This window comes from Pectobacterium atrosepticum, assembly GCF_000740965.1.
In the GTDB taxonomy this organism is placed as follows: domain Bacteria; phylum Pseudomonadota; class Gammaproteobacteria; order Enterobacterales; family Enterobacteriaceae; genus Pectobacterium; species Pectobacterium atrosepticum.
On sequence record NZ_CP009125.1, the window covers coordinates 499087 to 524338 of the forward strand.

The window sequence follows — 25252 nt, forward strand, 5'->3', positions numbered from 1 at the left end:
ACTGCGGGTGAGGGAATGGCGACAGCAATTCGGGGTTTGAAATTACAGACTGAAGACTATTTCCTGACTGACAAGAATGCTGTGATGGTTGCCGAACGCCATCCGCAGCCGGTATTTCCTCTGCATCATCATGATTTCGACGAATTGGTGATCGTCTGGCGGGGCAATGGTCTGCACCTCTGGAACGATGTGCCTTACCGTATTACCCGCGGCGATATGTTTTATGTCTCCGCGCACGATCGCCACAGCTATGAATCCGTCCACGAGCTTGAACTGGACAACATTCTCTATATTCGCAATCGCCTGACGTTATCCGCAGACTGGCAAACCTTACTGCCGGGCGGAGAGCTTCCACAAAGCCAGCGGCACTGGTGTTTAGGCTCCGAAGGCATGGATACCATCCGCGAGAAGGTAGACGCACTGACGCAGGAGTGTATGAAATCGGATGCGCTGTCGCTGCAATTGAGTGAGGCGCTGCTGTTGCAGATTGCGCTGCTGGCGGCGCGCTATCGCCATTCGCCAGATAGTCCGCAGTTGGCGGATGCGCACCAGTTGGATATGTTGATGAATGCGCTACGTGCCAGCATTGCTGCGCCGTTTCGCTTTGAAGCCTTTTGCGAACAGCACCACTTCAGCGCCCGCAGTTTACGCTCGCGTTTTAAAGAACAAACGGGAATGAGCGTGCCGCATTACCTGCGCCAATTGCGGCTGTGCAAGGCGATGGAGCTGTTGCGCTACGATCTACAAACTATCGGCGACGTTGCCGCGCTGTGCGGTTTTGAAGACAGCAATTACTTTTCCGTCGTGTTCCACCAGGCATTCGGCGTCTCGCCCAGCGCCTACCGTCAACGCTTCCTGAATGTGGAGTGACTGAGATTTTTTAGTATCGATAGTGATGAATCAATGGATAGTTAATAGTGGTAGCGGCATGCGGCGATCATCATGGCATCATCTGTGATGGCATACACCAGACGATGTGCTTCGGTGATACGGCGCGACCAGAAACCAGCAAGGTTATGTTTAAGTGGCTCTGGTTTTCCTTTTCCTTCAAAAGGTGTTCTGCGCGTCTCTTTTATTAATTCATTGATCTTTTTGACCGTTCGCTTATCGATGTCCTGCCAGTACAGGTAGTCTTCCCATGCTTCTTCTGACCAGATTAGCTTCACTCAATGATATCTCTTTCTTCGCTATTGCCAGCCTTAAGGCTTTCAATTGAATTCATCAGCCTTTTTGCATTTGCTGGTGAACGCAGTAAATATGCTGTTTCCTCTAGAGAATTATACTCTTCCAGAGACATAAGCACGCAGGCCTCACCATTCTGTCGAGTGATCAGAATGGGAGCACGATCTTCGACGGTTTTCATCATTGTCGCTGATAGATTTTGACGGGCTTCGCTGTAGCTAATTGTACGCATCTGTACCTCCTGTTTGTACTTGTCATTGTACAATGATGTTGCGTTTTTAACCACTCAATCCTTCTTCGACAAAACTATTCCGCCACCGTCGAGAGCAGCAGTCGCGTGTAGGGATGCTGCGGTTGGTTGAAGATCTGTTCGACTGGCCCAGTTTCTACGATATCCCCGTCCTTCATCACCGCGATTCGGTGGCTCATATGCTGCACTACGCCCAAATCGTGTGAAATGAACAGCATCGTCAGCCCCAACTGGCGCTGCAACGCCCCCAGTAAATCCAGCACCTGCGCCTGTGTGGTGACATCCAGTGCCGATACCGGCTCATCACAGATCAGAATTTCAGGATCTGAAGCCAGTGCCTGTGCGATAGAGACGCGCTGACGTTGCCCACCAGATAACGCGGTTGGACGTCGAGTCAGTAGATCCGGTGTTAGCCCGACATACTCCAGCAGCGTCAGAATACGCCGCTGTTTTTCATCGTCGCTCAGATCGCGACGCAAGCGTAGCGGCTGGCGTAGAATCTGGGCGACGGTAAATTGCGGATCGAACGAACTGAGCGGATCCTGCGTGATCGTCTGAATGCGGGCTCGTAGCGGTCGGCGTTCGCGTTCCGTCAGCGCACTCCAGGCATTGCCCGCGAGTCGAACTTCGCCGCTGTCCGGCTTTTGTAGCGCCAGAATGACTTTCCCCAGCGTGGTTTTGCCCGAGCCAGATTCCCCGACGATACCCAGTGTTTCGCCCCGTTTAATCTGGAGTGAAACCTGATTGACGGCCTGCATTCGGCTGCCGTCTGGTCGCTTGAACGACACCGCAATCCGATCTGCCGTTAGTGCAATAGTGTCGTCGGTGCTGGCGTGATTTGCTGCCAGCGATGCGGCTGATGGCGTAATGCCGTTCTGTAACGGATCGACACCAGCCAGCCACTTTCCTCGTGTAGAAGCCGTTGGGATCGCCGCCAGTAGCCTGCGGGTGTAGGGATGTGTCGGTGCTGACAGGAGCTGTCGCGCCTCGCCGCCTTCTACCAACGAGCCTTGTTGCATAACGATGACGCGGTCCGCGATGTCTGCAACAACGGCAAGATCGTGAGTGATCAGCAGGACGCCGTGACCAGCCTGTGCTAATGCGGCGAAGACTTTCAGCACCTGCTTTTGCACCGTGGCATCCAGCGCCGTCGTGGGTTCATCGGCAATCAGTAACTGCGGGCCTGCCGCTAATGCAGAAGCAATAAGCGCACGTTGGCGCAGGCCGCCAGACAGTTCGTGCGGATACTGGGCTGCCCGATTCTCTGGGTCAGGAATCCCTGCTTTTGTCAGGAGTTCGGCGACGCGGGCGGGAATCTGCTCACGGGGTAACAGGCGGTGGGTCAAAATCGGTTCAGCAACTTCCTGCCCGATCTTGCGCAGCGGGTCGAGAGACACCAGCGCATCCTGTAAAACAAAACCGATTTCACGGCCGCGAATCGCCCGCCAGTCGCGATCGGTCAGATAGCGTAAATCACACAGGCTGCCGTCATGGCGCGTGAGCTCAATCGCATTGGCCTGTACGTCAACGTTTTCACCGGATAGGCCAACCAGCGTGCGCGCGGTGACGGATTTCCCTGAACCAGACTCGCCGACCAGTGCCAGAATTTCTCCGGCATTCACCTGAAAAGAGAGGTTTTTAACCGAACGAATAGGGCCGAAGGGGCTGGGAAAGGTGACGCTCAAGCCGTCTACACGTAGCAGCGGCGTCTTCGCCGAGGCGTCTGAAGAGGAATGAGAGGAATGAGAAAGTGGGTTCAGGCTCATCGTGCCTCTCCTTTGGCCAAAATAGTCTGTAAACGACGCCCCAGCAGCGTAATGGAAATCACCGACAGTGCCACAACGCTGGCAGGCAGCAGGCTGACCCAGGGCGCGATATCAAGGAAGTTGCGTCCGTCAGCCAGTAGCGCACCCCATTCGGCGGTCGGTGGAACGACGCCCAACCCCAGAAAACTCAGCGCTGAGGCGGATAGCACCGCATGACCGACGCCAATGGTGGCGACAATCAACAGCGGGCGCAGCGTATTGGGGATGATATGGCGGAAGACGATATACAGCGGGTGTTCGCCCAGCGCAATCGCATGCTCGACATAGCCGGATAGCCTGACTTGCAGCACCTGAGAGCGGATCAAACGCGCATAGCCAGCAATCCCCGCCAGACCAACGGCTAGCATGGTGTTTTCCGGGCCGCGTCCCAGTACAGCGATCACCAGCAGCGCCAACAGCAGGTCGGGAAACGCCAGCATGATGTCCAGCAGACGTACCAGAAGCTGACGAATGCGCAGCGGCGCGAGCACCGACAGCGTACCAAACAGCACGCCGCCGAAGCAGGCGATTAGCATCGCGCCTACGCCAATACCCAGCGACAGCGACGTGCCGTGAACGATGCGGGAAAAAATGTCGCGCCCGAGTTGATCGGTGCCGAACCAATAAGTGGCATTTGGCGACTGAAATACCGCGCCCATATCCATTTCATCTGCGGTGCGGCTGGTAAACAGCGACGGAAAAAAGACCGCCAGCGCCAGCAGGGAAACGATAGCGGCAGGCAGCAGCGTCGCCGTGCTCAGCCACGGGCTGCGATAGGTTTTTCGTGATGGTATTTGCGTGAAGGGCATCGGTTCACTACTCATGGGCGCTCGCCTTCTTGCGTAAGCGGGGATCGATGAGGAGGTACAGCGCATCCACCAGCAGATTGATGACGACGAACAGGAAAGCGGATAGCATCACGACGCCCAGCACCAGCGGCATGTCGCGGTTTTCAATTGCACTTAGCGTGACCTGCCCAATACCGGCGCGGCCAAATACGGTTTCGGTCAGCACGGAGCCACCGAGTACGCTTGCCAGCAACGTGCCAGTCAGCGTTGAGGCTGCCAGCGCCGCGTGGCGTAAACCATGACGAAATCGTAATCGAATTTCGCTGACGCCGCGTGTGCGCACGGTTAACGAGAACGGCTGGGAGAGTGCATCTTCCAGACCGTCGCGCAGTACCTGGCTAAGAATGGCGGCAATTGGCAAGCCGAGGGTGATAACGGGCAACACCAGCGACATAAAACCGTCGTTGCCAGTGACCGGAAACCATTGCAGGCGAAAACTGAACAAGCTTAATAGCACGATACCAATCCAGTAGACCGGTGTGCTAAGCAGCGTCAGTTCGAGCCACGATACGGCGGTACGCAGCGGCCCATAGCGGCCCGCGGTGAGTAACGCGCTGGTAATGGCGAGGAACAAAGCCAGTATCAGGCCACCGATCGCCAGCGGCAGGGTTTCTTGCATGGCATCGCTAATCACGCCGCCGACCGGCAGACGATAGAGATAGCTGACGCCAAAATCGCCCTGTAACGCTTGCCAGCAGTAGCGCAAATATTGCACCCACAGCGGCTGATCCAGCCCGAACTGTTTGATGAGTACGGCGCGATAGGCTTCATCCACCACGTTATCGCCGCCGCTGAGAATAGCAACTGGATCGCCGGGAATAAGTTTGACGGCAATAAACGTCAATGTGGCTGCGCCCCAGAGCACAGCCAGAATAGTGAGTAGACGTTTGCCTAACGCGTACAGATTAACGTTTAATCCAGACATCATAGAAGTTCGGTTTTGCGTTTGTCGCCCAGCTTATACCTTGTACCTGTTTTGACAGGCCGAGTTGATAAGCAGGAACGTACAGAGGAACCACATATGCCTGATCGATAACCTCGTTTTGTATCTCGGTATAGAGCTGTTTACGTTCTGCTTCGCCCGCGCCGATGGCTTTTCTCAGTTTGTCGTCCAGCACGCTGATACGCGTAAAGCCGTTACCGTTCGGTGGCGCATAGGCTGAATCGAACACGGTACGCAGAATATCTGGCTCTGCACGCACGAAGAAGTTAGACGCGATGTCGTATTCGTTAGCGTTGGTGCGCGTGGTGAATTCACCCGCATCGACCGGCGTTAACTGGACGTCAAAGCCTGCCTGCTTCACCTGAAACTGCACGGCCTGGAACAATGCGACGTCTGCTGCTTCCACATTGGTGGTGGCGTAGACGAAGCTGACGCTCAGGCGTTTGCCATCTTTGGTGCGGTAGCCCGCGCTGTCTTTCTGTTTCCAGCCTGCGTTATCCAGCAGTTCGTTAGCCTTTTTCACATCGAAGCCCCAGCGTGACGCGACGCTCGGATCGTAGTACAGCGTGGCTGGGCCGAGGACGTTATCGGCGGCTTTCAGCGTACCGAAGAAGGCGACTTTTACCGCTGCGTTGGTATCTACTGCGCTCTGGAATGCCTTACGCACCGCGACATCTTGGAATGGGCCTTTGGTGGTGTTGAGATAGAGTACGCGGTTAACGCCCGGGTTTTCATAGGTAATGACTTCCAGTTTCGGATTGCGCTTCACCGTCGGGAAATTGGCCGGTGGTACGGCGTCAATCGCCTGAATCTGGCCGCTGCTCAACGCACCAAGGCGGACTGAGGCTTCCGGCAGATATTTGAAGACCAAACCATCCAGATAGGCTGGACCGGTATGTTTGGCATAGCCCGGTCCCCAGTTGTAATCAGGGCGTTTCGTCAGCTTGCTGCCGCTGCCTTTCACAAAGGAATCAAGAATAAACGGCCCGGAACCTACGACGGTGTTGCTGGTGTTTGGCGTTTTCTTCAGGTAAGTCGGTGACTGAATGCCCAGATACGGCAGGCTCAGCCCCTGTAACAGTGGTGCAAACGCCGAGCTGTAGTGGATAACCACCGTATAGGCATCCGGTGTTGAGATCTTGTCGATAGGACCTAACAGTGATTTGGCATAGCTGGAGGTGGTTTTGGGATCGAGAATACGCTCAATATTGTATTTCACCGCTTCTGCATCTAGCTTGGTGCCGTCGCTAAACGTGACATCTTTACGCAGATGGAAGGTGTATTCGGTGTTGTCATCGTTAATTTTCCAGCTTTCCGCCAGCCAAGGCGTAAAGCGGTTATCTTCTGCTTGTCCTACCAGTGAATCCACCACGTTGCGGGAAATCAGTGCCGTTACGCCATAGGCCGTAATGTGCGGGTCAATAATCGGCGTATCGCTACCCAGCCCTACATTTAGAATACCGCCAGAGACTGGTTTTTCACCGCTTTGTGCAGCGTAAGCACCGGGATTGAGTGCGAAAAGCAGCGAAAGTAATCCTGCGGCGAGGGTCGTAACTTGCGGGTGATTTTTTTCCATTCCCTGTGTCCTTTACGATGACATGAGGCCATACACGGCGATCTTTTCGCTACTCTAGAGGGCGGCCTTATGCATGTAAAAGAATAAAAATGGATTTTCAATTCCATAAAAATATATATACAAAAGGTCATTAGCCGTTTCTTGAAAACGTGTCTCAGCAAGGGATTGTCTATGATTACAGCGGAATCCGGGTCAGAAAAAATGGCCAGACGTTTCCGATTTATGACGGCGCAGTGTGGCAATTACGTCATCAGGATGGGGCACTATGGGGGATGGCCGCGCTATTTAGGCGTGAGCAGAATGAGTTGCTAAAGTGTTATGGTTTCACAAAAAAATAACCAAACTATTTTATATCGGCTATTTATTGGCGAATTGTTATTCATTCCTCTCGGAATAAATATACATTTTGTATGATTTATCGAATCTAGTTTTTCAATTTTTTCATAAAAGTTTCACAAAAAACAAATTCATGATTTCTTCTTGTTGTTTTATAAAATTTAAAACCTCATTCCTAATAACGAAGTGTACTAGAGAGATTGTTCGATATGTCAATTAACATCTTTATAAGTACATAATACCTATGTAAGAATATAACCTCTAATGGTTAGATTGGTAAAAAAATGAACTTTTTTGAACAAACACCTCCATCTCGGAGACGCTATGGACTCGCTGCTTTTATTGGTTTGATTGCAGGTATTGTTTCATCTTTTGTAAAGTGGGGCGCAGAAAATCCGCTTCCTCCACGTAGCCCTACCGATATGTTTAGTAGTGCTTGTGTTCCTGAATCACTGATTAGAGCTGCTGAGCAAATTGATTGCTCTCGTAATTTTCTTAACCCTCCCTACATCTTTTTACGCGATTGGCTTGGGGTTGTTGACCCTAATGCGGCTGTTTATACTTTTGCCGGCCACGTATTCAATTGGGTTGGTGTGACTCATATTGTTTTCTCTATTGTTTTTGCTTTAGGTTATTGCGTTGTTGCAGAAGTATTTCCTAAAATAAAATTATGGCAAGGGCTGTTGGCTGGTGCGCTGGCTCAACTGTTTGTCCATATGATTTCATTCCCATTGATGGGCTTGACTCCTTCTCTGTTTGTTCTCCCGATGTATGAACATGTATCAGAAATAGTGGGTCACTTGATTTGGTTTTGGTCTATTGAGATTATTCGTCGTGATTTACGTAATCGTATGACTCACGAGCCTGATCCAGAGATTCCTTTGAATGCTTCACGATAAGTCGTGATTTTATTTTAGAGATATAAAATATTGCGATGCTTATTATTTCTGTATTACGGTAAAAATAAGTTCGCAGTAAAAATTGAAATCTATTCCTGAACGCCTTGAGACCCTCTCAGGGCGTTTTGATTTCCTTGGTCATAAACACATCTGAACCGCCCCAGTTTTCCTAGAGAGCCTGTTGCCTGAGCAATCGGGTTGCTACATTCTGATCATTCAGTGAAACGTAATACGCTTTTTTTGCCTTAGCCATCGCGTTCGATGATCGTCTGGTGGCACCGAACACGATGATGAAACGCTTACACGGCCATTCCCAAGCCGACAATATTCGCTGCCAGAATAATCACCACGCAGCCCAGAACCAGCATGCGTACGGGTTTCTGACCCACGGCCTTCCACTCCTTAAATAGCAAGCCGACGATGCCACCGCACAGCACGTAGAAGCTCATGTGCAGCATCCAACTGATATAGGTGTAGTCTGCCGGAATGTTGGCGTGCCCCCAGGCATAGAAGAAAAACTGCAAGTACCACATAACGCCGCCCAGAATGGCGAAGAGCGCATTGGCAATCAGTAACGGTTTAGCCTGTGCCAGATCGGCTTTTAGTGAAATCCCTTTGCAGGTTGCCAAACGGATGAAACAGAAGCCCAGATTGACGATGGCACCACCGCCCATGATCACCACGTAGCTAGGGAGGGCAACATACAGCGAGTTAATTCCCAGCGCCTGTGCGGCGGTGTGCATTGGTTTGGCGGCGTCCATCGCAAAGGACATGCCAGCGGAGAAGACCCCGCACATCACGGCCAGAATCAGCCCTTTTTTCAGGCTGAATTCTTCGGCACGAATACCGAGTGCGCGTTCTTTCAGCAAGCCAGCGTAGCTGACAATCGCGACGCCGATGACTGCGACCAGCACGCCCAGTAGTGTCATTTTCCCACCTGGCGAGCCAAACAAAACCGAGAACTTACCTTGTAGGACGGGCGTCATCAGCGTACCGATAATCAGCGTCACGCCGATAGCGATACCGATGCCCATTGACATGCCGAGGTAGCGCATCGTCAGGCCATAGTTGATATTGCCGATGCCCCACATGGCGCCGAAGAGAAAGATGGGGAGTAGGGTCGCCATATCGAACGAACCGTAATAGCGCCAAAAATCAGGAAGTAGCCACCAACTGATGCTCCAGGGCAGGATAATCCACGAGAAAAATCCGGCGAGTGACCACATGGTTTCCCACGACCAGTTTTTGACCTGCTTAAACGGTGCATAGAAGCAGGCTGCGCTAGCCGCGCCGATGAAGTGCCAGAAAATACCAAGAAGAATAGGATTGCTCATGCGTAACCCCTTGTTTTTACTTTGTGGTAAGCCTGTATTCGGCTCTGAATGTAGAGTGCGGTGTATGATTGCTGCCAGACTTGCTGGCGCTAAACAGTGTAGGGAGGTGAAAAAATGCGCACCTTCAGATGCGTGCCACAAGGGGGGGAGGAACGGCATCGGTTTGAAGGTTGATATAGGCAGGATCACAAAACACGAATTCATCTCTGAGGAGGCGATAGGGTAGAGCATTCCGTGGATGGTGCATTCTGTTCAAGAATTGATTAACACCACAGCAGGTCTTTTCGCTATTATTTCCCTCTTTTCCTCCTGCATATAGTGAGTTATGGAACGTTTTATTGAGAATTTGATGTACTCATCGCGCTGGCTGCTTGCTCCTGTTTATCTTGGGCTATCGCTGGGCTTACTGGCGCTGGCGATTAAGTTTTTCCAGGAGGTGTTCCACGTCCTGCCCAATATCTTTGATATGGCAGAGGCAGATTTGGTGCTGGTGCTGCTGTCGCTGATCGATATGACGCTGGTTGGCGGACTGCTTGTGATGGTAATGCTGTCCGGTTACGAAAACTTTGTGTCGGCATTAGACATCACCGATGGCAGAGAAAAGTTGAACTGGCTCGGTAAGATGGACTCCGGCTCGCTAAAAAATAAAGTGGCCGCCTCGATTGTCGCTATCTCGTCAATCCACCTGCTGCGCGTGTTCATGGATGCCCGTAATATCCCGGATAACAAGCTGATGTGGTATGTGATTATCCATTTGACGTTTGTGCTGTCTGCGCTCGTCATGGGGTATCTGGATCGCATGTCGCGTTACGAAAAAAGCAAAACAGCATAATCAACGCCGCACGGTTTGCGTAGCCAGAAGAAAGAACAGATCCTATTGTTAACGAAGTGATTTCATCAATGCGCTTTGTCTAATGGAGGATATTATGACGCAAATCGATCGCATCAACCGCCGTGTGGTTTTGGCTCAACGCCCGCACGGGGCGCCTACACAAGATAATTTTCGTCTGGAACAACAGGCTGTACCATCCGTAGATTCGGGGCAAGTGCTGCTGCGTACCGTGTTTCTTTCTCTCGATCCCTACATGCGTGGCCGCATGAGCGACGCGCCTTCTTATGCCAAACCGGTCGAACTGAATGACGTGATGGTCGGTGGAACCATCAGCCGCGTGGTTGAGTCAAAACATCCGGATTATCAGACGGGCGACTGGGTGTTGTCCTACAGCGGCTGGCAGGATTATGCGATTTCTGACGGTAAAGGATTAACCAATCTGGGGCAGTCGCCGACTAATCCTTCCTATGCGCTGGGTATTCTGGGCATGCCGGGCTTCACTGCTTATATGGGGCTGACGGATATCGGCCAACCGAAAGCGGGTGAAACATTGGTAGTGGCTGCTGCGACGGGTCCTGTCGGCGCGACGGTTGGCCAGATCGGGAAACTGAAAGGCTGCCGGGTTGTCGGTGTGGCTGGTGGGGCGGAGAAATGTCGCTACGCGGTTGAGGTTCTTGGGTTTGATGTTTGTCTCGACCACCGGGCTGATGATTTTGCCGAACAACTGAAGCAAGCTTGCCCACAGGGCATCGATATCTACTTTGAAAACGTTGGTGGGAAAGTCTTCGACGCGGTGCTGCCGCTGCTGAATACCTCGGCGCGTATTCCGGTGTGCGGATTAGTCTCTGGCTACAATGCCACAGGGTTACCTGATGGCCCAGACCGTTTACCGCTGCTGGCGGGGACTCTCCTGAAGAAGCGTATTCGCATGCAGGGGTTCATCATTTTTGATGACTATGGTCATCGTTTTGACGAATTCTGGAAAGAGGTTTCGCCGTGGGTTGCGCAAGGCAAGATCAAATATCGGGAAGAGATTGTCGACGGTCTGGAAAATGCCCCGGAAGCTTTTATCGGTCTATTACATGGTCGCAATTTCGGTAAGTTGGTGATCAGAATCGGGCCGGATGCCTGATACGCCGAACTCGCCGCTGCGGCGGCGAGGCTTAACATAGAGTGAAACGGATATGAAAATTCCATGAATAATAAAGTAAAACAATAAGATAAGTAATTATTCTGGCTGTGCTCTTTTTGACAAAAAAGAAGGGATGGATAAAGGAATGATGATGAAGTTTAAAAAAGCATCAGCATCAGCATCAGCATCGGCTCTCGGTACTTCACAGAAATCTGCAACTGAGTCGCCATCTATCATCCATTCATATTCGATGGTAGAAAAAGCATTGATTAAAAAAAAACATAAAGCGGCATAGGTATAAAAATAGACGTTGTAGATATAGCCGGTTTTTCTTAACAATTATCAATCACCCAGCCGTGTTTAGCCGCATATTAATGATGTTTTTTTATAACCCCAGGCTACTATGCGAAGGGGGTATGGTTTTTTTAGCAAAAATTAAATCTAATATAAAAACTCCAAAAATAGTAAAACAATAAAATAATATAAGTAATTGCCCTAGCTAAACTTTTCTTTACAATGAAGAAAGGGATAGATAGCGGGATAATAATAAACGAAAAGAAACCATCGGAGTCGCCTTCAGGTATCTCACAGAGATTTATTATTTCTACCCCATCAACCATCCCTTCGTAATCTCTTATTGACGTGATCAATATAATCAAAGCGCAGAGAGTGGAATAAAAATAAAATAGAATATTGTAAGTTATGTTGCTATAGTTTGGCATGTAAGAGTTCTCGTAATTTTAATTACTGTCACTATTCTGGGGCGGAGTCGTAACCTCATAAAGCAGTTTTGTTATTTTTTCTCGATGGTTTAGCATCGATCTACCGTATGACGTCCAGTCCCTTACTTCTATCAAATCTTTTTCTGCATTTATCGATCGAATCAAATCACTACGACTACGTTGAACACCTCTATTGTAGCGCGCACCCGCTAAGATGAATTGTTCGTCGGTTAGATTCAACGTGTCAGTACCGGGATAGTCATAGTTGATTAACTCGTAAAGATGGCGCGCGACCATTGTCAGGTTAAAATTATCCTTATTTAAGCAGATGGAGATGTATGTTGCTTCAGCATTCCTTAGTGCACTGGGATTCTTGCCGAAAATTTCGGCAACCACCCTAATTTGCATGGCGATAATACCTATTGATGTTTTCTCTGGGGACGGTATGATTTTTTCCTTTCCTGGCCAGCCACTGTAAGAATGCACCACCTGCCTGCCAAATAATGTTGGATACTTGAAATAGTCAACCATTCCTCCGGCTTCTGCATGGGCAACCGATGCGAGAAGAATAGAAGATATTTTATATTGTCGGGCGATCTCTTTTATTTTTTCTCGATGGAAAACGATATAGCCATCTTTGTATTTGTTTAAATAATCATCACCACCAAATGTTTTCCACCAAGCAGCATCAAGCGAAGACCAGCGCGGATAGTTCTTTCCCCAATCGGAAAAACTAAGGTCGCATTCGTCGATAATATCATTGAATTTATTCATGGTTTATCAGTACATATTTTCAGTTAATATGCTGTACCCCGATGTACCTGCAATATTGTGTTGGCAGGTAATGCTTTCATAACGCAGGCTTAGGGTTTCAAACGGTTGCATATCGTTATGCGTCAATGAATTAGGATTTTGATTAGAGAGATTGACAATAGAGGCATCCCTCAATGTTATTGTCATGTAGTTCTCTTGTGTCCCGCTGGCGGAAGTGCGGTAATATCTCAACTCAACTTCTAATAGTTCATTATTGGCGATGCTGGTTAGGACTAGCGGTGTGGATTTATCAACGGCTTTGGTCACGGAAAAGGGGTGATGATTGACGTGTCGATCTCTTGATAGATCGTAATTTGTCGCATAAACAAAAATTTCATCTTCGTGACCAGAAATATGTTTATTTCCTACCGAGTCGATACTTAAACATCCTTCAGAAATTAATCCCTGAATTTTACCCGTTATCTTCATGAAAATAGAATTAGCCATTCGTGTAACTCCCTGTTAAAAAATCCTTGTTGGAGTCGTTATAACGTAAATTTCTTTTAAATAAAAGAGAGGACTGGTTTTTAATCAATATTCGGATTTGGTTTAGGAGGGAATGCTTTCAAAAAATAGTTAATTATTTGTTTTTAATGATAAATTTATGGCGGAGAGAAAATATTTCTTGTTATCATGCTAATTATATTTATATGACTAATTACATCATATAAATGAGCTAATATTAGCTGATTAAATAACACGCTGGCTAATAGTTGATTGCTAATTTAATTAAAAATAAACGTTATTGAGGTAACTCGCCACCTAAGCAGTGAGGTTTATTATCCATTATATACCCGTCATACTTCAAGCTGCATGTACGTTGGCTTCTCTTACTCACCTCAGTCACTTACCTGTGTAAGCTCCTGAGGATTCGTGCAGTTGCCGCGTTACGAGGCCCATACATGTGCCTCGCCCTAAAGGGCCAACGCTTTGCGTTGTTCAAAACGTTAACGTTTTGTCCTGAAAATCGAATTATTGGGGGTATAGATCTATTACTTACCAGCACTAAGCCAGTCTGGCAGATCGTGTAATCCCATTGCCTGACGGACCAGTGTGGGTTTAATTCCGGGTAGTTTGTCCGCCAGTACCAGACCGACATCACGCAGCAGCTTTTTCGCCGGATTGTCGCCGTCAAACAGTTCACGGAATCCCTGCATGCTGGCAAGCATCACGGCGGCGCTGTGCTTGCGGCGGCGTTCATAGCGTCGCAGATAAAGGTGCTGGCCGATATCTTTACCCTGCGTCTGCAAGCGCTTCAGCTCGGCAATCAGTTCGGCGACATCCATGAAGCCCAGATTGACGCCTTGTCCTGCCAGCGGGTGGATGGTGTGTGCTGCGTCGCCGACCAGCACCAGCCGGTGCGCGGCGAAGCTGCGTGCATAACGTCCCATCAGCGGGAAAGTCTGACGCTCGCTTTCCAGTTCACACAGCCCCAACCGCATATCAAACGCCATCGCAACCTGACGGTTGAATTCCTCCACTGGCAAGCTTTGCATCGCCAGTGCCTGCTCCGGCGAAAGTGACCAGACAATCGAACAGAGGTGCGGATCGTCCAGCGGCAGAAACGCCAGAATACCGTCGCCATGGAATGCCTGACGTGCTACGGACTGATGTGGGTGTTCGGTACGAATATTGGCGACTAGCGCGTGGTGGCCGTAATCCCAAAAGGTCAGCGGAATATCCGCATGCTGACGCAGCCATGAATGTGCACCGTCAGCGCCGACCACCAGTCGGGCAGTCAGCATGCTGTCGTCCTGCAGCGTAATAAAGGCTTCGTTCTCACCCCAGGCGACCTGTTTTAATGACGTAGGGGAGAGCAGGGTGATGTCGCTTAGTTGGGAGGCGCGTTGCCACAGTACTTGTTGAATCACTGGGTTTTCAATGATATGCCCAAGATGGGAAAAGCCGAATTCTTCACCGCTAAAGCTGATTTTTCCGAAGCTGTCTTTGTCCCAGACTTGCATATCGTTGTAAGGGCTGACGCGCTGCGCCACGAGATTCTCCCAGACGCCAATATGACGAAGAAGACATTCGCTGGCGGCATTGATAGCAGAGACGCGCAGCGCATGATCTTTCCCGAGAGGCTGAATCTCGGCTGCCTGTTTTTCCAGCACGGCGATGCGCAGGCCGCTACCCTGTAGGCCGCAGGCGAGCGCCAGACCGACCATACCGCCACCGGCAATAACCACGTCGAATGATTGCATTTCCGTATTTTCCTGTTGGCGAGCTTAATTAACGTTCTACCCAGCCGAGTGTGCGACGGGCAAACGCATCGCGCATCAGCGGCAAGTTATTCATGGCGATCAGGCCCAGATTGCGGCCGACCGCCAGCGCGGTATAGCGGTTAGCAAATAGCCTGACCAGCCCATCGGTGATCGCGACGGTGGTGTGTTGATCGGGTTCGCGGCGTTGTTGATAGCGGCTGAGCACACTGTACTGGCCGATATCCTGCTGGTTTTTCGCCGCCTCGACGAGTGTTTCTGCCAGCGACATGACATCGCGAATTCCCAGATTAAAGCCTTGTCCGGCAATCGGATGCAGCGTTTGTGCCGCGTTGCCGACCAGCGCTAGCCGATGGCTGGTGTGCTGGCTGGCGGTTAGCAAGCGTAGCGGATAGCTATGGCGTTCGCCGATGTGGGTGAATTGCCCCAGACGCCAGCCAAAAGCCAACTGTAGCTGTTGGCGAAACTCGGCTTCGCTCCATCCATCGACGTCGTGTTGACGATGTTTATCATGGCACCAGACGAGTGAGCTGCGACCGTTACTCATCGGTAACAGCGCCAGCGGACCGTGCGGGGTAAACCGCTCAAATGCGCGCCCGCGATGGGGTTCGGCGGTGGTCACGTTGGCGATCACCGCGACCTGATCATACTCATGCTGTTGCCAGTGAATCCCGCAGGATTGCGACAGCATAGAATGTGACCCATCGGCGGCAACCAGTAGCTGGCCTGTGAGCGCAGTGCCATTATCCAACGTTAGCGTGGCGTTCTGTTGCGTCCGCGTGACGGCAACCACTTTGGCTGGGCAGTGCAGACGCACGCCCGGTGCCTGTTGCAGCAGGGAAAACAGACGCTGACCGACGTCGTGCAGTTCAACCACATGGCCCAATGCCTGAACGTGATAATCCGCCGCGTGCAGATTCACTACGCTGGCATGCCCGCGTTCGCTGACGTGAATGTCGGTTATCGCCGTTGCATTGCCAGACATCGCTTGCCAGATACCCAGCGCCGCTAGCTGCTGGCGTGTGCCATCAGACAGCGCGAGGGCACGCGCGTCAAAACCCGGGTGTTCCTTGTCGAGTGGTGAATATGCCTCGATAAGGTCAACCGGTATTGTGCCCTGTGAGAGCCGTGATATCGCCAGCGCCAGCGTCGCGCCCGCCATTCCACCACCGACAATCATGACCGCCATGCTGTTGTCCTTTGCAATTATGTCGTTGTCCTCTGAAGGAACTGCTTAGTGCTGCGTGTCATGCCGTTGCGCCATCAGCGCTTCGATGGCATCAGCGTCTTTGATTACGCCCGCTGTCAGGTTTTCATTACCGTTTTCGGTGATCACGATGTTGTCTTCAATGCGCACACCGATACCCCGATACTGTTGTGGCACTTTGGCATCGGGTGCGATGTAAAGACCCGGTTCGATGGTTAGCACCATACCCGGCTCAAGCGGGCGGCCTCGATCGGTGGATCCGTAATTGCCCACATCGTGCACGTCCAGACCCAGCCAGTGGCTGAGGCCGTGCATGAAGAACTGACGATGAGCCTGTTCGGCAATCAGTTCTTCGACTTCACCCTTCATCACGCCGAGCTTGATGAGCCCGCTAACCATGATGCGCACCACGTCTTCGTTGACTTCGCGGATGCTGCGGCCCGGCCCAAACAGCTCCAGTGCGCGCAGCTGTGAGCGCAGCACGATGTCGTAAATAGCACGCTGCGGCGCGGTAAACTTACCGTTGACCGGGAAGGTGCGGGTGATATCGCCAGCATAGCTTTTGTATTCACAGCCAGCGTCAATCAGCACCAGATCGCCGTCGCGCATTTGTGTTTCGTTTTCGGTGTAATGCAGGATGCAGGCGTTGTCACCGCTGCCGACGATAGTGTTGTAAGACGGGTAGCGTGCGCCGTGACGGGTAAATTCGTGGTGAATTTCGCCTTCGAGCTGATATTCATACATGCCTGGGCGGCATTTTTGCATAGCTCGTGTATGAGCTAGCGCCGTAATTTCACAGGCGCGACGCATTATGCTGATTTCCGCAGGCGATTTGAACAGGCGCATTTCATGCACCCAAGGACGCCAGTCGGTCAGCGTGGTAGGCGCGGCAAGCCCCTGACGGGTGCCATTGCGCAGGGTTTCCAGCGCGGAGAAAATCAGCTTGTCGGCGTAATCGTACTGCCCCTGCGCGTGGTACACCACGTCCAGCCCATTCAATAACAGATGCAGCTGTGTGCTGATTTCGCCAAATGGCAGTGCGCGGTCAACGCCGAGTTTGGTGGGTGCCGCTTCCTGACCCAAGCGACGGCCAAACCAGATTTCGGCCGTCAGGTCGCGAACGCGGTTGAAGATTACGCTGTGATGATGTTTGACATCGCTTTTTACCAGCAGCAGAACGGCTTCTGGTTCGTTGAAACCCGTGAAATACCAGAAATCGCTATTTTGACGATAAGGGTAGTCACTGTCGGCATTGCGCTGCGCTTCCGGCGCGGAAAAAATAATCGCTGCGCTGCCTGGTGCCATTTTTTCCAACAGACCCTGACGACGACGAAGAAATTCTTGTGGATTCATCACCTGCTCCTGAAAATTGTCCGTGCGGTTACCTTTCCCTTCCGACCTCAATAAGGCACGCTTTTTATAAAATAGCGTTTTTCATAAGACCGCCTTGCATAAAAATCAATGCAGCGTTGGCTTTTGCAGTTCGGGTGCCGTCACAACGCGTTGGTTGGTAAATTCGGTATGGCACAAAATGGCAGAAACGCGAACATACTCAATTACTTCTTCCATTGATTGCTCCAGCTCTTCCTGATCTTCATCTTCGTCATAGCCAAGCTGTGCGATGTTGCGTAAATCTTCAATAGCTTCTTTCAGCTCGCCTTTAACCTTATTCAACTTCGGCTGAATGACGCCCAGGCCAAGCAGAAAGTGGTTAACCCAGCCTGCCAGCGCATCGGCGCGATCGAAGACGCTCACCTCGTCCAGTGAATCATCTGGCAGGAAAAGCTGAAACATGAAGCCATCATCTTCCAGTGCTTCTCGCGTGGCTTGATACAGGTCCTGAAGCGGCTGAGACAGCGTTTGAGTAAACGCCATACCTTCATTGGTCAGTTCAAAAACCAGCGTTCTCCAACTGTCGTCATGGTTTCCACCACACAGCATACCGCTGATCAAGCCGTGCATTTCTGCTGCGGTCAGCGCGACTTGCTGTTGGTGAAGCAGTTGGTTAAGGCCTTCATAGGCAGGAAACGTATTCTCTATAGACATGCGGATTCGTCATCGTTGGCTGAATTGGTTCGTGCTATGCTACCACCAAGCTCCCTTTGGATTCCAGAAAGGGCTTGTATCTTAGATCTCGGCTATATATAGTTGCGCCCGCTTTAACGAACCCGATGTAACGGGTAATGCTCATGCTATGCGGCACGCGGGCGCAAGAACGAAAAAAGGCAGGAAGGTGGTATGTCTGCACAACCAGTAGATATTCAAATTTTTGGCCGTTCGTTAAGAGTGAATTGTCCGCCAGAACAACAGGAAGCGTTGAATCAGGCAGCGGAAGATCTTAACCAGCGGTTGCAAGATCTTAAAGTTCGCACTAGAGTCACAAACACTGAGCAACTGGTGTTTATTGCTGCGCTAAATGTGTGCCATGAACTGGCGCAGGAGCGGGGTAAGACGCGTGATTATGCATCGAATATGGAACAGCGTATTCGTATGTTGCAGCAGACCATCGAGCAGGCGTTGCTGGAACAGGGCAAGATCACGGACCGTCAGGGTACACAATTTGAATAACGTCGTATTTTGACAAAAGTACGGTGTTTTTACGCGATAAGACGTGCTAAGGTTTATCGCAAGTAACGAATAAAATTTCTCTGAGATGTTTGTCAGCGGGCCAGTCCCCTGAGCCGATATTTTATACCAAACAGAATGTAATGCTCTGCGGTTGGTGCGCAAGCTCGGTTCGTCCGAGAAGCCTTAAGACTGCGACGTTATGTTCACCTTGAACCAAGGGTTCAAGGGTTACAGCCTGCGGCGGCATCTCGGAGATCCCCTTTCTTTTATCACTCTTGACCCGTGGCGAATGCAGCCCATGTCATCTTCTGATACGTCAATTCTTCCCAGCACTTCACCATCCTCTACGGCAGCATCACGTCAGCAGATTCGTCAGGCTGTGCGCCAGCAGCGGCGTTTACTGACGCCGGAACAGCAGAGATTATTTGCACTACAGGCGTGTGAACGCGTCATGGCACACCCAAAAATCATACGGGCAGATAGCGTGGCAGTATTCCTGTCGTTTGATGGCGAGCTGGATACGCACCCGTTGATTCAACAGCTGTGGCAGCAGGGAAAGCGCGTTTACTTGCCAGTCCTGCATCCGTTTCGCGCTGGATATCTGCTGTTTCTGCGCTATGCGCTGGACACCGAGCTGGTGCGCAATCGTCTGAAGATTATGGAACCGCGTCTGGATGTACGTCAGGTTTTGCCGTTACCTCAGTTGGATATTCTTCTGACGCCGCTGGTGGCGTTTGATCATCAGGGGCAGCGCTTGGGCATGGGCGGTGGTTTTTACGACCGTACGCTGCAGTATCGCAACCAGATGTCTCGCGGGCCTTACCCAATTGGACTGGCCCACGATTGTCAGCAGGTTGACGCACTACCAGTCGAAAGTTGGGACATTCCGTTGCCGGAAATTATTACCCCCTCCCGTCATTGGCAGTGGAACACGCGCTAGTTTTTTATCTGTTCGGGCGACCGATCGTGGCCCAACATCTGCTGTACCAATTCCACACAGTGCAGGAAACGCGAATCGTAATCCGGTTCTTTGATGTACACGTATGGGATATTATTTTTAGCCAGCATCGTTTTCAGCAGGTCCTGGAATTCCGAACGAGCGGTGGTACTGCCTAAACTGCGCAGCCCGTCGGCTACCCACGGCGTGTTGTTTTCCAGCAAAATCACCAGATCGAAGCGGTATTCGTCGACTAGTGCCTGAACGAACGGATGTTCACGGCCTTCATATTTTTTGCAGAACGCCTGAGTGGTGACAAAATCGGTGTCGATAAAGGCCACTTTATTGGCATATTTTACCGCAAAATCAATGTACTGTGCCTGACCCAACGCGATTTTGTCGTAGTCGGAATACTGCAAGGCCATCTCGTCGCCACCCAGATGGGAGAACACGTAATCGCGACCATATTCCCAGGCGCTGGTGGTGTTGAAGATATTAGCCAGCTTGTTTACCAGCGTGGATTTACCACTGGATTCCCCGCCAAGAATAGCAACGGTACGCACAAAGAACGGCTTCACTTCGGTTGGGATATAGTCCCAATAACGGAAGGGATCGTGGCGGATCTGGGAGCCGCTGATGTTCATAAAGGACCGCTGCGGGTCGATCAAGACGGCCTCAATGCCCAGATGCTCACGATATTGCAGAGCATCCTGTTCTTCGCTGGTGTAGACGAAGTTGGGTGCGATGCTTTTTTCCTGCATGAACGCCTGAATCCCTTTACTCCACACATCCCAGCCGTGCGGGTAGGGTTCCATCCCTTGCTCATTAAAGGCGTGAATATGAATATTTTTCTGATATTTAAAGGTCTGCAACAGCCAGCGCAGACGGTCGCTGACGGTAGGTTGCTGTGACATTGAGCTGTTCTCAAACAGCAGACGGTCGCGCGGCTCGTCGTAACCTAAAATCACATGCAGTTCATCGACCTGGCTGCATGCGCGTTGAATCAGATAAATGTGGCCGGTGTGTAGCGGATAGAACTTGCCGAAGACGACGCCAATATTCTTTTCGTAGCGTGGGAATTCCAGCTCAAGAAACCGATGCAGCGCTTCAAGTTTTTGTGCGCTAGGGCTTTTGATTTTGGCATTAAGTAATTGACTGAGATAGCCTTTGGTCATATCGGTTGCGTCGGCAACCTGCTGTAGGGTGCAACCCTTCTGGCGGATAGCGGATTTCAGGTAATCAAATGATGACATGGTGCAACACTCTTGTTTAGCCTACTAAACAAAATACCACAAGATAAGGCAACGTCCGCTACTCTTTCACACCCCTGTTTTAGCTCAAGGTTAACAGGAGGGAAGAGCTGCGGATGGCTTTCTGTCGTTGGTTTAGAGGTCGTCGAGGATCGCCAGCGCGTCGGCCAGTTTTTTCACGCCGAATACCTGCATACTGGCTGGAGCTTTCTTCGGCATATTGGCATGAGGAATGATGGCGCGTTTGAAGCCGTGCTTGGCGGCTTCGGTAATCCGTTCTTGGCCGCTGGGAACCGGACGAATTTCGCCTGCCAGACCGACTTCACCGAAGATGACCAGATCCTGTGGCAGCGGGCGATCGCGGAAGCTGGAAACCAGCGATAGCAGAAGCGCAAGATCGGCGCTGGTTTCGGTCACTTTGACGCCGCCGACGACATTCACGAACACATCCTGATCCGACATTTGTAAGCCACCGTGGCGATGCAGTACCGCCAGCAGAATCGCTAATCGGTTTTGCTCCAGCCCGACCGCAACGCGACGCGGGTTGGCCATCATCGATTGATCTACCAGCGCCTGAATCTCGACCAGCAGCGGACGCGTACCTTCCCATACCACCATGACTGAACTGCCAGACGTCACTTCGTCACCACGGCTGAGGAAAATGGCTGACGGATTGCTGATCTCACGCAGCCCTTGTTCCGTCATGGCGAACACGCCTAGCTCGTTAACGGCACCGAAACGGTTTTTATGGCTGCGCAGCGTGCGAAAGCGCGAGTCTGCATCGCCGTCCAGCAGTACGGAACAGTCGATACAGTGTTCCAATACTTTCGGCCCGGCGAGTGAGCCGTCTTTGGTGACGTGGCCGACCATCACAATGGCGACGCCGCGCGTTTTAGCGAAGCGCGTCAGGTAGGCGGCGGTTTCTCGCACTTGCGCCACGCTGCCGGGAGACGATTGAATGTCGGTGAGATGCATGACCTGAATGGAGTCTATCACCATCAACTTCGGCTGTTCTTGCTCGGCAATCAGGCAAATCTGTTCGATGCTGGTTTCCGACAGCATGTTGAGATTCTGAGTTGGTAGATTGAGGCGGTGCGCTCGCATCGCCACCTGCTGCAATGATTCTTCCCCAGTGACGTACAGGGTTTTCATATGTTCTGACAGCTTGCAGAGCGTTTGCAGTAACAGCGTACTCTTACCCGCGCCGGGGCTACCGCCGATTAGAATGGCGCTGCCTGGAACGACGCCGCCGCCCAGAACGCGATCAAACTCCAGAAAGCCAGTGGAAAAGCGAGGTAACGCTTCAAGGCTGATTTCTGAGAGCTTTTGCACCCGGCTGACACCTGCGCTCTCACCCGCATAGCCAGTGAGACGGTCGGAGCGTGATACGGACGCCGACGCCAGGCGAACTTCGGTAATGGTGTTCCAGGCGTGGCAGGCACTACACTGCCCTTGCCAGCGCGGATAGTCAGCTCCGCATTCATTACATACAAACGCCCGTTTGATGGCTTTTGCCACGTATCACCTCCTACTGATTAACGCTTTTCGTGTCTCATGCTGCCGCTGAGGATGCAGAGCACACCGGTCAGATCGGCATGACGGATGGTTACCGCAGACTGCTCATTCACCTTGGGTTTGGCGTGATAGGCAATGCCTAAGCTGGCTGTCTTGATCATCGGCAGATCGTTTGCGCCGTCGCCGATAGCAACGGTCTGGTGCATTGGAATCTCCAGCTTTTCCGCTAACTGTTGCAGCGTAGTGGCTTTATATTTTGCATCGACAATCGTGCCGATGACTTCACCGGTCAGTTTGCCATCTTGCATACCTAATTCGTTGGCAACGGCGGCGACCAGACCTAATTCGTCACGCAAATAATCGGAAAAGTAGGTAAACCCGCCCGACGCAATCGCGACGTGCCAACCCGCTTCCTGAAGCTGGCTAACCATATTATTCAAGCCCGGCATCAGCGGCAGCGTTTTGCGTACCGTCTGTAAAATAGTGGCGTCGGCACCTTTTAATGTCCCAACCCGCTGACGCAGGCTGGCGGCGAAATCCAGCTCGCCACGCATCGCGCGTTCAGTGACTTCGGCCACCAGTTCGCCACTGCCTGCCAGCTTGGCGATTTCATCAATGCATTCGATCTGAATCGCAGTGGAATCCATGTCCATGACCAGTAAACCCGGCGAACGCAGCGTTGGCGCGTTGCTCATGGCAGCGACATCGATACCCAATTCGTGAGCCAGCTTGGTTGCACGTGGCGTCAGTGTGCCCGCTAAACGGACAACCTGATAATCGCCCACGTTCCAGGCGCTAACGATAACCATGGCGCTTCCCAGTTTACGCTGGTAGCGAGAAATCAGGTTTTTATCGAGGACGTCGCTATAAATCAACCAGCCGGTATCGCCAGCGCGGTAGTCAAGCGGCATCACTTCGTCACCGCTCAGTGATAATGGCAGTCCCGGCCAACAGTTGATCTCATTCGGGAGATCACGATAGGTCAGACTATTCGACATGGGGAAAATCCTCTGCTGGCAGTAGTGCGATAAAGTCGTGCGATGAAAAGGGATGTGGCGTCAGCCAAACATATCCCTTCAAAAACTGGGCAACAAGCTATCCTATCGTCGGCGCTTCTGGCAACATGAAAGTATCCAAATCGTGTAAGGATTATCATGGTTCGCGCCCGGGTAAAATTTCGTCTACACCGCACGGCGATTGCGTTGATCTGTCTCGCCCTGCTGGTGATATTAATGCAAGGCGCGTCCTATTTCAGTCTGAGCCACCAGATGGCACGTTCTGAGCAGGTTGAAGATCTGGCACGCACGCTGTCCAGACAGGTGGCTTATAGTCTTTCGCCGCTGATGGGTAACGTGGATGATAACGGCCAAAAGATTACTACCATCCTCAAACAGCTTACCGATAACAGCCGTATTCTGGATGCTGGTGTGTACCAGCAGGATGGCTCGCTGGTGGCGCATATCGGTGAACAGGTGCAACTGCGAGACCGGCTGGCGCTGGACGGCAATCGGGTTGGTAGCTACTTTAACCATCAACTGGTGCAGCCGATTGAGGGAAAAGAGGGGCCTATCGGCTTCCTGCGCATCACGCTGGATACCCATGTATTGGCGACCGAAGCCAGACAGGTGGATAACACCACCAATATTCTGCGTCTGATGATTTTACTTTCACTGGCTATCGGCATCATTCTGACCCGCACGCTGTTGCAGAATCGTCGTACCCGCTGGCAGCAGTCACCTTATCTTCTTACTGCCAGTACGCCAGTGAAAGAAGAAGATGAGACAGAGAGTGAAACGCAGCCTGATGGCAGCGTGGTAGTGAAAAAAGACGGGGAAGAGAAAAGCCTCTGACACGCTGACTGCCACCCCGTACAAACGCCCTGTTTGTACGGAGGACGACGCGGCTATTTCAACTGCTGCTGGAACTGAAGCCAGTGGGTCTGAAATTTGCTGACTACCGAGAGATGATCGCTCTTGGTATAGCGGTCAGCCGTGGTTGCCGAGACATAGCTGCGAAAGCTGTCAAACAAGGAATCCGCACGCGTTGAGGCCGCCAGAGAAAAAATTTGCCGGCGTTGAATCTGCGTGGCTGATGTGCCTTCCGCGTTTCTTTGCAATTCCAGAAAAGTAGAATTTGTCTTATCGGTGTCTCCCGCGTCGACGCTGCGCTGATACTCATCTTGCAGAATGTTTTTTTCCAGATTACTCAGCGCGTCAGACTGGTACGTGATGAAGTCCTGAATATCCTTATCAGCGTTCTGATTAGCGCCGCTATCCACATAGCGGTTTTTCAATTCTTCCAACTTTGCGGCTTTTAGCGTGATTTCGATGCTATCGGTGGTATAGCTCCACGTTGTCACATCGGATGGTTTAGACAGTGCTTGATGAACCAGATCGACAAACTCGTCTTTACTGATGCTGCTGTCAGCTTTGAGGTTATTTGACCACAGCTCAAGGGCCATTTCGTTCGTGCTGATGTAATCAATAGGCAGATTGAGCGTCGAGTGAGTCTCTCTTTGTATCATGAGGTTACGCGTTTTAAGCACCTCTCCCTGCATTGCATCTTGCTCTTCTTGGCTTAACGTGGCGGGTGGGGTGTTTGCTCTATTTTCTTTCAAGCGAGCCACCGCTTCCGCAGAAATTTTTATATTGTTGGAGAAGGTGACGGTTTTTCCGGTAATTGGACTGACGGTCTGCACGCTGTCGGTTGTGGTGGGTTCTGTTGTTAATGGCGTTGTAGCAGATGGTATCGCGGTGCTCTGGGCCTGAGAATTGCTATGACCCGTATTACTTACAGACAAGCTCATACTCTCTCCTTAAGTGCGATCAAATGGTTAAAAGTTGACCCAGAGATTATCGGCAAAGATAAATGATAACTTTAT

The 25252-nt window shown here is 51.3% G+C and carries 26 protein-coding genes, 1 other RNA gene and 1 pseudogene; 9 read left to right on the forward strand and 19 right to left on the reverse strand.

The window, feature by feature from the left end:
* The first annotated feature begins 15 nt into the window (after positions 1-15).
* Positions 16-870 (forward strand): helix-turn-helix domain-containing protein, encoded by an 855-nt coding sequence (locus GZ59_RS02230; RefSeq protein ID WP_039289761.1) that lies wholly within the window; start codon positions 16-18, stop codon positions 868-870.
* A gap of 41 nt (positions 871-911) precedes the next feature.
* Here GZ59_RS02230 and GZ59_RS02235 read toward each other — a convergent pair whose 3' ends face one another.
* The 6 genes from GZ59_RS02235 to GZ59_RS02260 form a co-directional block, all read right to left on the reverse strand.
* Positions 912-1166: a Txe/YoeB family addiction module toxin gene (locus tag GZ59_RS02235; RefSeq protein WP_011092065.1), complete on the reverse strand. Its 255-nt coding sequence runs from the start codon at positions 1164-1166 to the stop codon at positions 912-914.
* On the reverse strand, positions 1163-1414 hold the full coding sequence (gene yefM, locus GZ59_RS02240) for a YoeB-YefM toxin-antitoxin system antitoxin YefM (RefSeq protein ID WP_011092066.1): 252 nt from the start codon (positions 1412-1414) through the stop codon (positions 1163-1165). The genes GZ59_RS02235 and yefM overlap by 4 nt, the downstream gene beginning before the upstream one ends.
* Before the next feature lie 74 nt (positions 1415-1488).
* The gene (locus tag GZ59_RS02245; protein WP_011092067.1) at positions 1489-3198 is read right to left on the reverse strand and encodes a dipeptide ABC transporter ATP-binding protein; all 1710 of its coding nucleotides are present in this window, start codon (positions 3196-3198) and stop codon (positions 1489-1491) included.
* Positions 3195-4061, reverse strand: coding sequence for an ABC transporter permease (locus GZ59_RS02250; RefSeq protein ID WP_011092068.1), 867 nt, complete (start codon positions 4059-4061; stop codon positions 3195-3197). The genes GZ59_RS02245 and GZ59_RS02250 overlap by 4 nt, the downstream gene beginning before the upstream one ends.
* Complete coding sequence (locus tag GZ59_RS02255) at positions 4054-5013, reverse strand: ABC transporter permease (protein ID WP_011092069.1); 960 nt, start codon at positions 5011-5013, stop codon at positions 4054-4056. The genes GZ59_RS02250 and GZ59_RS02255 overlap by 8 nt, the downstream gene beginning before the upstream one ends.
* A complete protein-coding gene (locus GZ59_RS02260; protein ID WP_039289766.1) occupies positions 4991-6604 on the reverse strand; it encodes an ABC transporter substrate-binding protein in 1614 nt (537 codons plus the stop codon). The genes GZ59_RS02255 and GZ59_RS02260 overlap by 23 nt, the downstream gene beginning before the upstream one ends.
* 149 nt (positions 6605-6753) lie before the next feature.
* On the opposite strand from GZ59_RS02260, the gene GZ59_RS24020 reads away from it, so the two are divergent.
* Positions 6754-6942: an MEKHLA domain-containing protein gene (locus tag GZ59_RS24020; protein ID WP_071598523.1), complete on the forward strand. Its 189-nt coding sequence runs from the start codon at positions 6754-6756 to the stop codon at positions 6940-6942.
* 282 nt (positions 6943-7224) lie between these two features.
* Positions 7225-7839 carry a YagU family protein gene (locus tag GZ59_RS02265; protein WP_011092071.1) on the forward strand — a complete coding sequence of 205 codons (615 nt, stop codon included), beginning with the start codon at positions 7225-7227 and terminating at the stop codon, positions 7837-7839.
* Positions 7840-8138: 299 nt separating this feature from the next.
* Here GZ59_RS02265 and rhaT read toward each other — a convergent pair whose 3' ends face one another.
* Positions 8139-9173, reverse strand: a complete 1035-nt coding sequence (gene rhaT, locus GZ59_RS02270; protein WP_039289768.1) for an L-rhamnose/proton symporter RhaT — start codon at positions 9171-9173, stop codon at positions 8139-8141.
* 325 nt (positions 9174-9498) lie between these two features.
* On the opposite strand from rhaT, the gene GZ59_RS02280 reads away from it, so the two are divergent.
* Entirely contained in the window at positions 9499-10005 is a 507-nt protein-coding gene (locus GZ59_RS02280) for a TIGR00645 family protein (RefSeq protein ID WP_039289774.1), read from the forward strand.
* A 94-nt stretch (positions 10006-10099) separates the two neighbouring features.
* Positions 10100-11137: an NADP-dependent oxidoreductase gene (locus tag GZ59_RS02285; protein WP_039289777.1), complete on the forward strand. Its 1038-nt coding sequence runs from the start codon at positions 10100-10102 to the stop codon at positions 11135-11137.
* Positions 11138-11168: 31 nt separating this feature from the next.
* Here the strand turns inward: GZ59_RS02285 and GZ59_RS22520 are convergent.
* The 8 genes and pseudogenes from GZ59_RS22520 to GZ59_RS02315 form a co-directional block, all read right to left on the reverse strand.
* Positions 11169-11476, reverse strand: a pseudogene (locus GZ59_RS22520) (DUF2645 family protein).
* 86 nt (positions 11477-11562) lie between these two features.
* Positions 11563-11859, reverse strand: coding sequence for a YjeO family protein (locus GZ59_RS22525; RefSeq protein WP_011092076.1), 297 nt, complete (start codon positions 11857-11859; stop codon positions 11563-11565).
* An 18-nt stretch (positions 11860-11877) separates the two neighbouring features.
* Positions 11878-12633 (reverse strand): hypothetical protein, encoded by a 756-nt coding sequence (locus GZ59_RS02290; RefSeq protein ID WP_039289780.1) that lies wholly within the window; start codon positions 12631-12633, stop codon positions 11878-11880.
* Positions 12634-12639: 6 nt separating this feature from the next.
* A complete protein-coding gene (locus GZ59_RS02295) occupies positions 12640-13119 on the reverse strand; it encodes an Hcp family type VI secretion system effector (protein WP_011092078.1) in 480 nt (159 codons plus the stop codon).
* A 545-nt stretch (positions 13120-13664) separates the two neighbouring features.
* A complete protein-coding gene (ubiI, locus tag GZ59_RS02300) occupies positions 13665-14876 on the reverse strand; it encodes an FAD-dependent 2-octaprenylphenol hydroxylase (protein WP_039289783.1) in 1212 nt (403 codons plus the stop codon).
* A gap of 28 nt (positions 14877-14904) precedes the next feature.
* Positions 14905-16083 carry a 2-octaprenyl-6-methoxyphenyl hydroxylase gene (ubiH, locus tag GZ59_RS02305; RefSeq protein WP_039289786.1) on the reverse strand — a complete coding sequence of 393 codons (1179 nt, stop codon included), beginning with the start codon at positions 16081-16083 and terminating at the stop codon, positions 14905-14907.
* Between the two features lie 45 nt (positions 16084-16128).
* The gene (gene pepP / locus GZ59_RS02310; protein WP_039289789.1) at positions 16129-17454 is read right to left on the reverse strand and encodes a Xaa-Pro aminopeptidase; all 1326 of its coding nucleotides are present in this window, start codon (positions 17452-17454) and stop codon (positions 16129-16131) included.
* Positions 17455-17559: 105 nt separating this feature from the next.
* On the reverse strand, positions 17560-18147 hold the full coding sequence (locus GZ59_RS02315; protein ID WP_039289793.1) for a YecA/YgfB family protein: 588 nt from the start codon (positions 18145-18147) through the stop codon (positions 17560-17562).
* 192 nt (positions 18148-18339) lie between these two features.
* Here GZ59_RS02315 and zapA point away from each other — a divergent pair, with 192 nt between their 5' ends.
* The 3 genes from zapA (at position 18340) to GZ59_RS02325 (ending at position 19609) form a co-directional block, all read left to right on the forward strand.
* Positions 18340-18669: a cell division protein ZapA gene (gene zapA / locus GZ59_RS02320; protein ID WP_011092083.1), complete on the forward strand. Its 330-nt coding sequence runs from the start codon at positions 18340-18342 to the stop codon at positions 18667-18669.
* A gap of 74 nt (positions 18670-18743) precedes the next feature.
* A non-coding RNA gene (ssrS, locus tag GZ59_RS22530) (6S RNA) lies at positions 18744-18928 on the forward strand.
* Between the two features lie 39 nt (positions 18929-18967).
* Complete coding sequence (locus GZ59_RS02325; RefSeq protein WP_039289797.1) at positions 18968-19609, forward strand: 5-formyltetrahydrofolate cyclo-ligase; 642 nt, start codon at positions 18968-18970, stop codon at positions 19607-19609.
* Here GZ59_RS02325 and nadR read toward each other — a convergent pair.
* The 3 genes from nadR to serB form a co-directional block, all read right to left on the reverse strand.
* Complete coding sequence (gene nadR, locus GZ59_RS02330; RefSeq protein ID WP_039289800.1) at positions 19606-20859, reverse strand: multifunctional transcriptional regulator/nicotinamide-nucleotide adenylyltransferase/ribosylnicotinamide kinase NadR; 1254 nt, start codon at positions 20857-20859, stop codon at positions 19606-19608. The two genes, GZ59_RS02325 and nadR, sit on opposite strands and share 4 nt — an antisense overlap.
* A 132-nt stretch (positions 20860-20991) precedes the next feature.
* Positions 20992-22374 (reverse strand): DNA repair protein RadA, encoded by a 1383-nt coding sequence (radA, locus tag GZ59_RS02335; RefSeq protein WP_039289804.1) that lies wholly within the window; start codon positions 22372-22374, stop codon positions 20992-20994.
* A 17-nt stretch (positions 22375-22391) separates the two neighbouring features.
* Positions 22392-23369, reverse strand: coding sequence for a phosphoserine phosphatase (gene serB / locus GZ59_RS02340; RefSeq protein WP_039289807.1), 978 nt, complete (start codon positions 23367-23369; stop codon positions 22392-22394).
* Positions 23370-23525: 156 nt separating this feature from the next.
* On the opposite strand from serB, the gene GZ59_RS02345 reads away from it, so the two are divergent.
* The gene (locus tag GZ59_RS02345) at positions 23526-24221 is read left to right on the forward strand and encodes a YtjB family periplasmic protein (RefSeq protein WP_011092088.1); all 696 of its coding nucleotides are present in this window, start codon (positions 23526-23528) and stop codon (positions 24219-24221) included.
* A 53-nt stretch (positions 24222-24274) separates the two neighbouring features.
* On the opposite strand, the gene GZ59_RS02350 is transcribed toward GZ59_RS02345, so the two are convergent.
* The gene (locus GZ59_RS02350) at positions 24275-25177 is read right to left on the reverse strand and encodes a hypothetical protein (protein WP_011092089.1); all 903 of its coding nucleotides are present in this window, start codon (positions 25175-25177) and stop codon (positions 24275-24277) included.
* Positions 25178-25252: the final 75 nt, after the last annotated feature.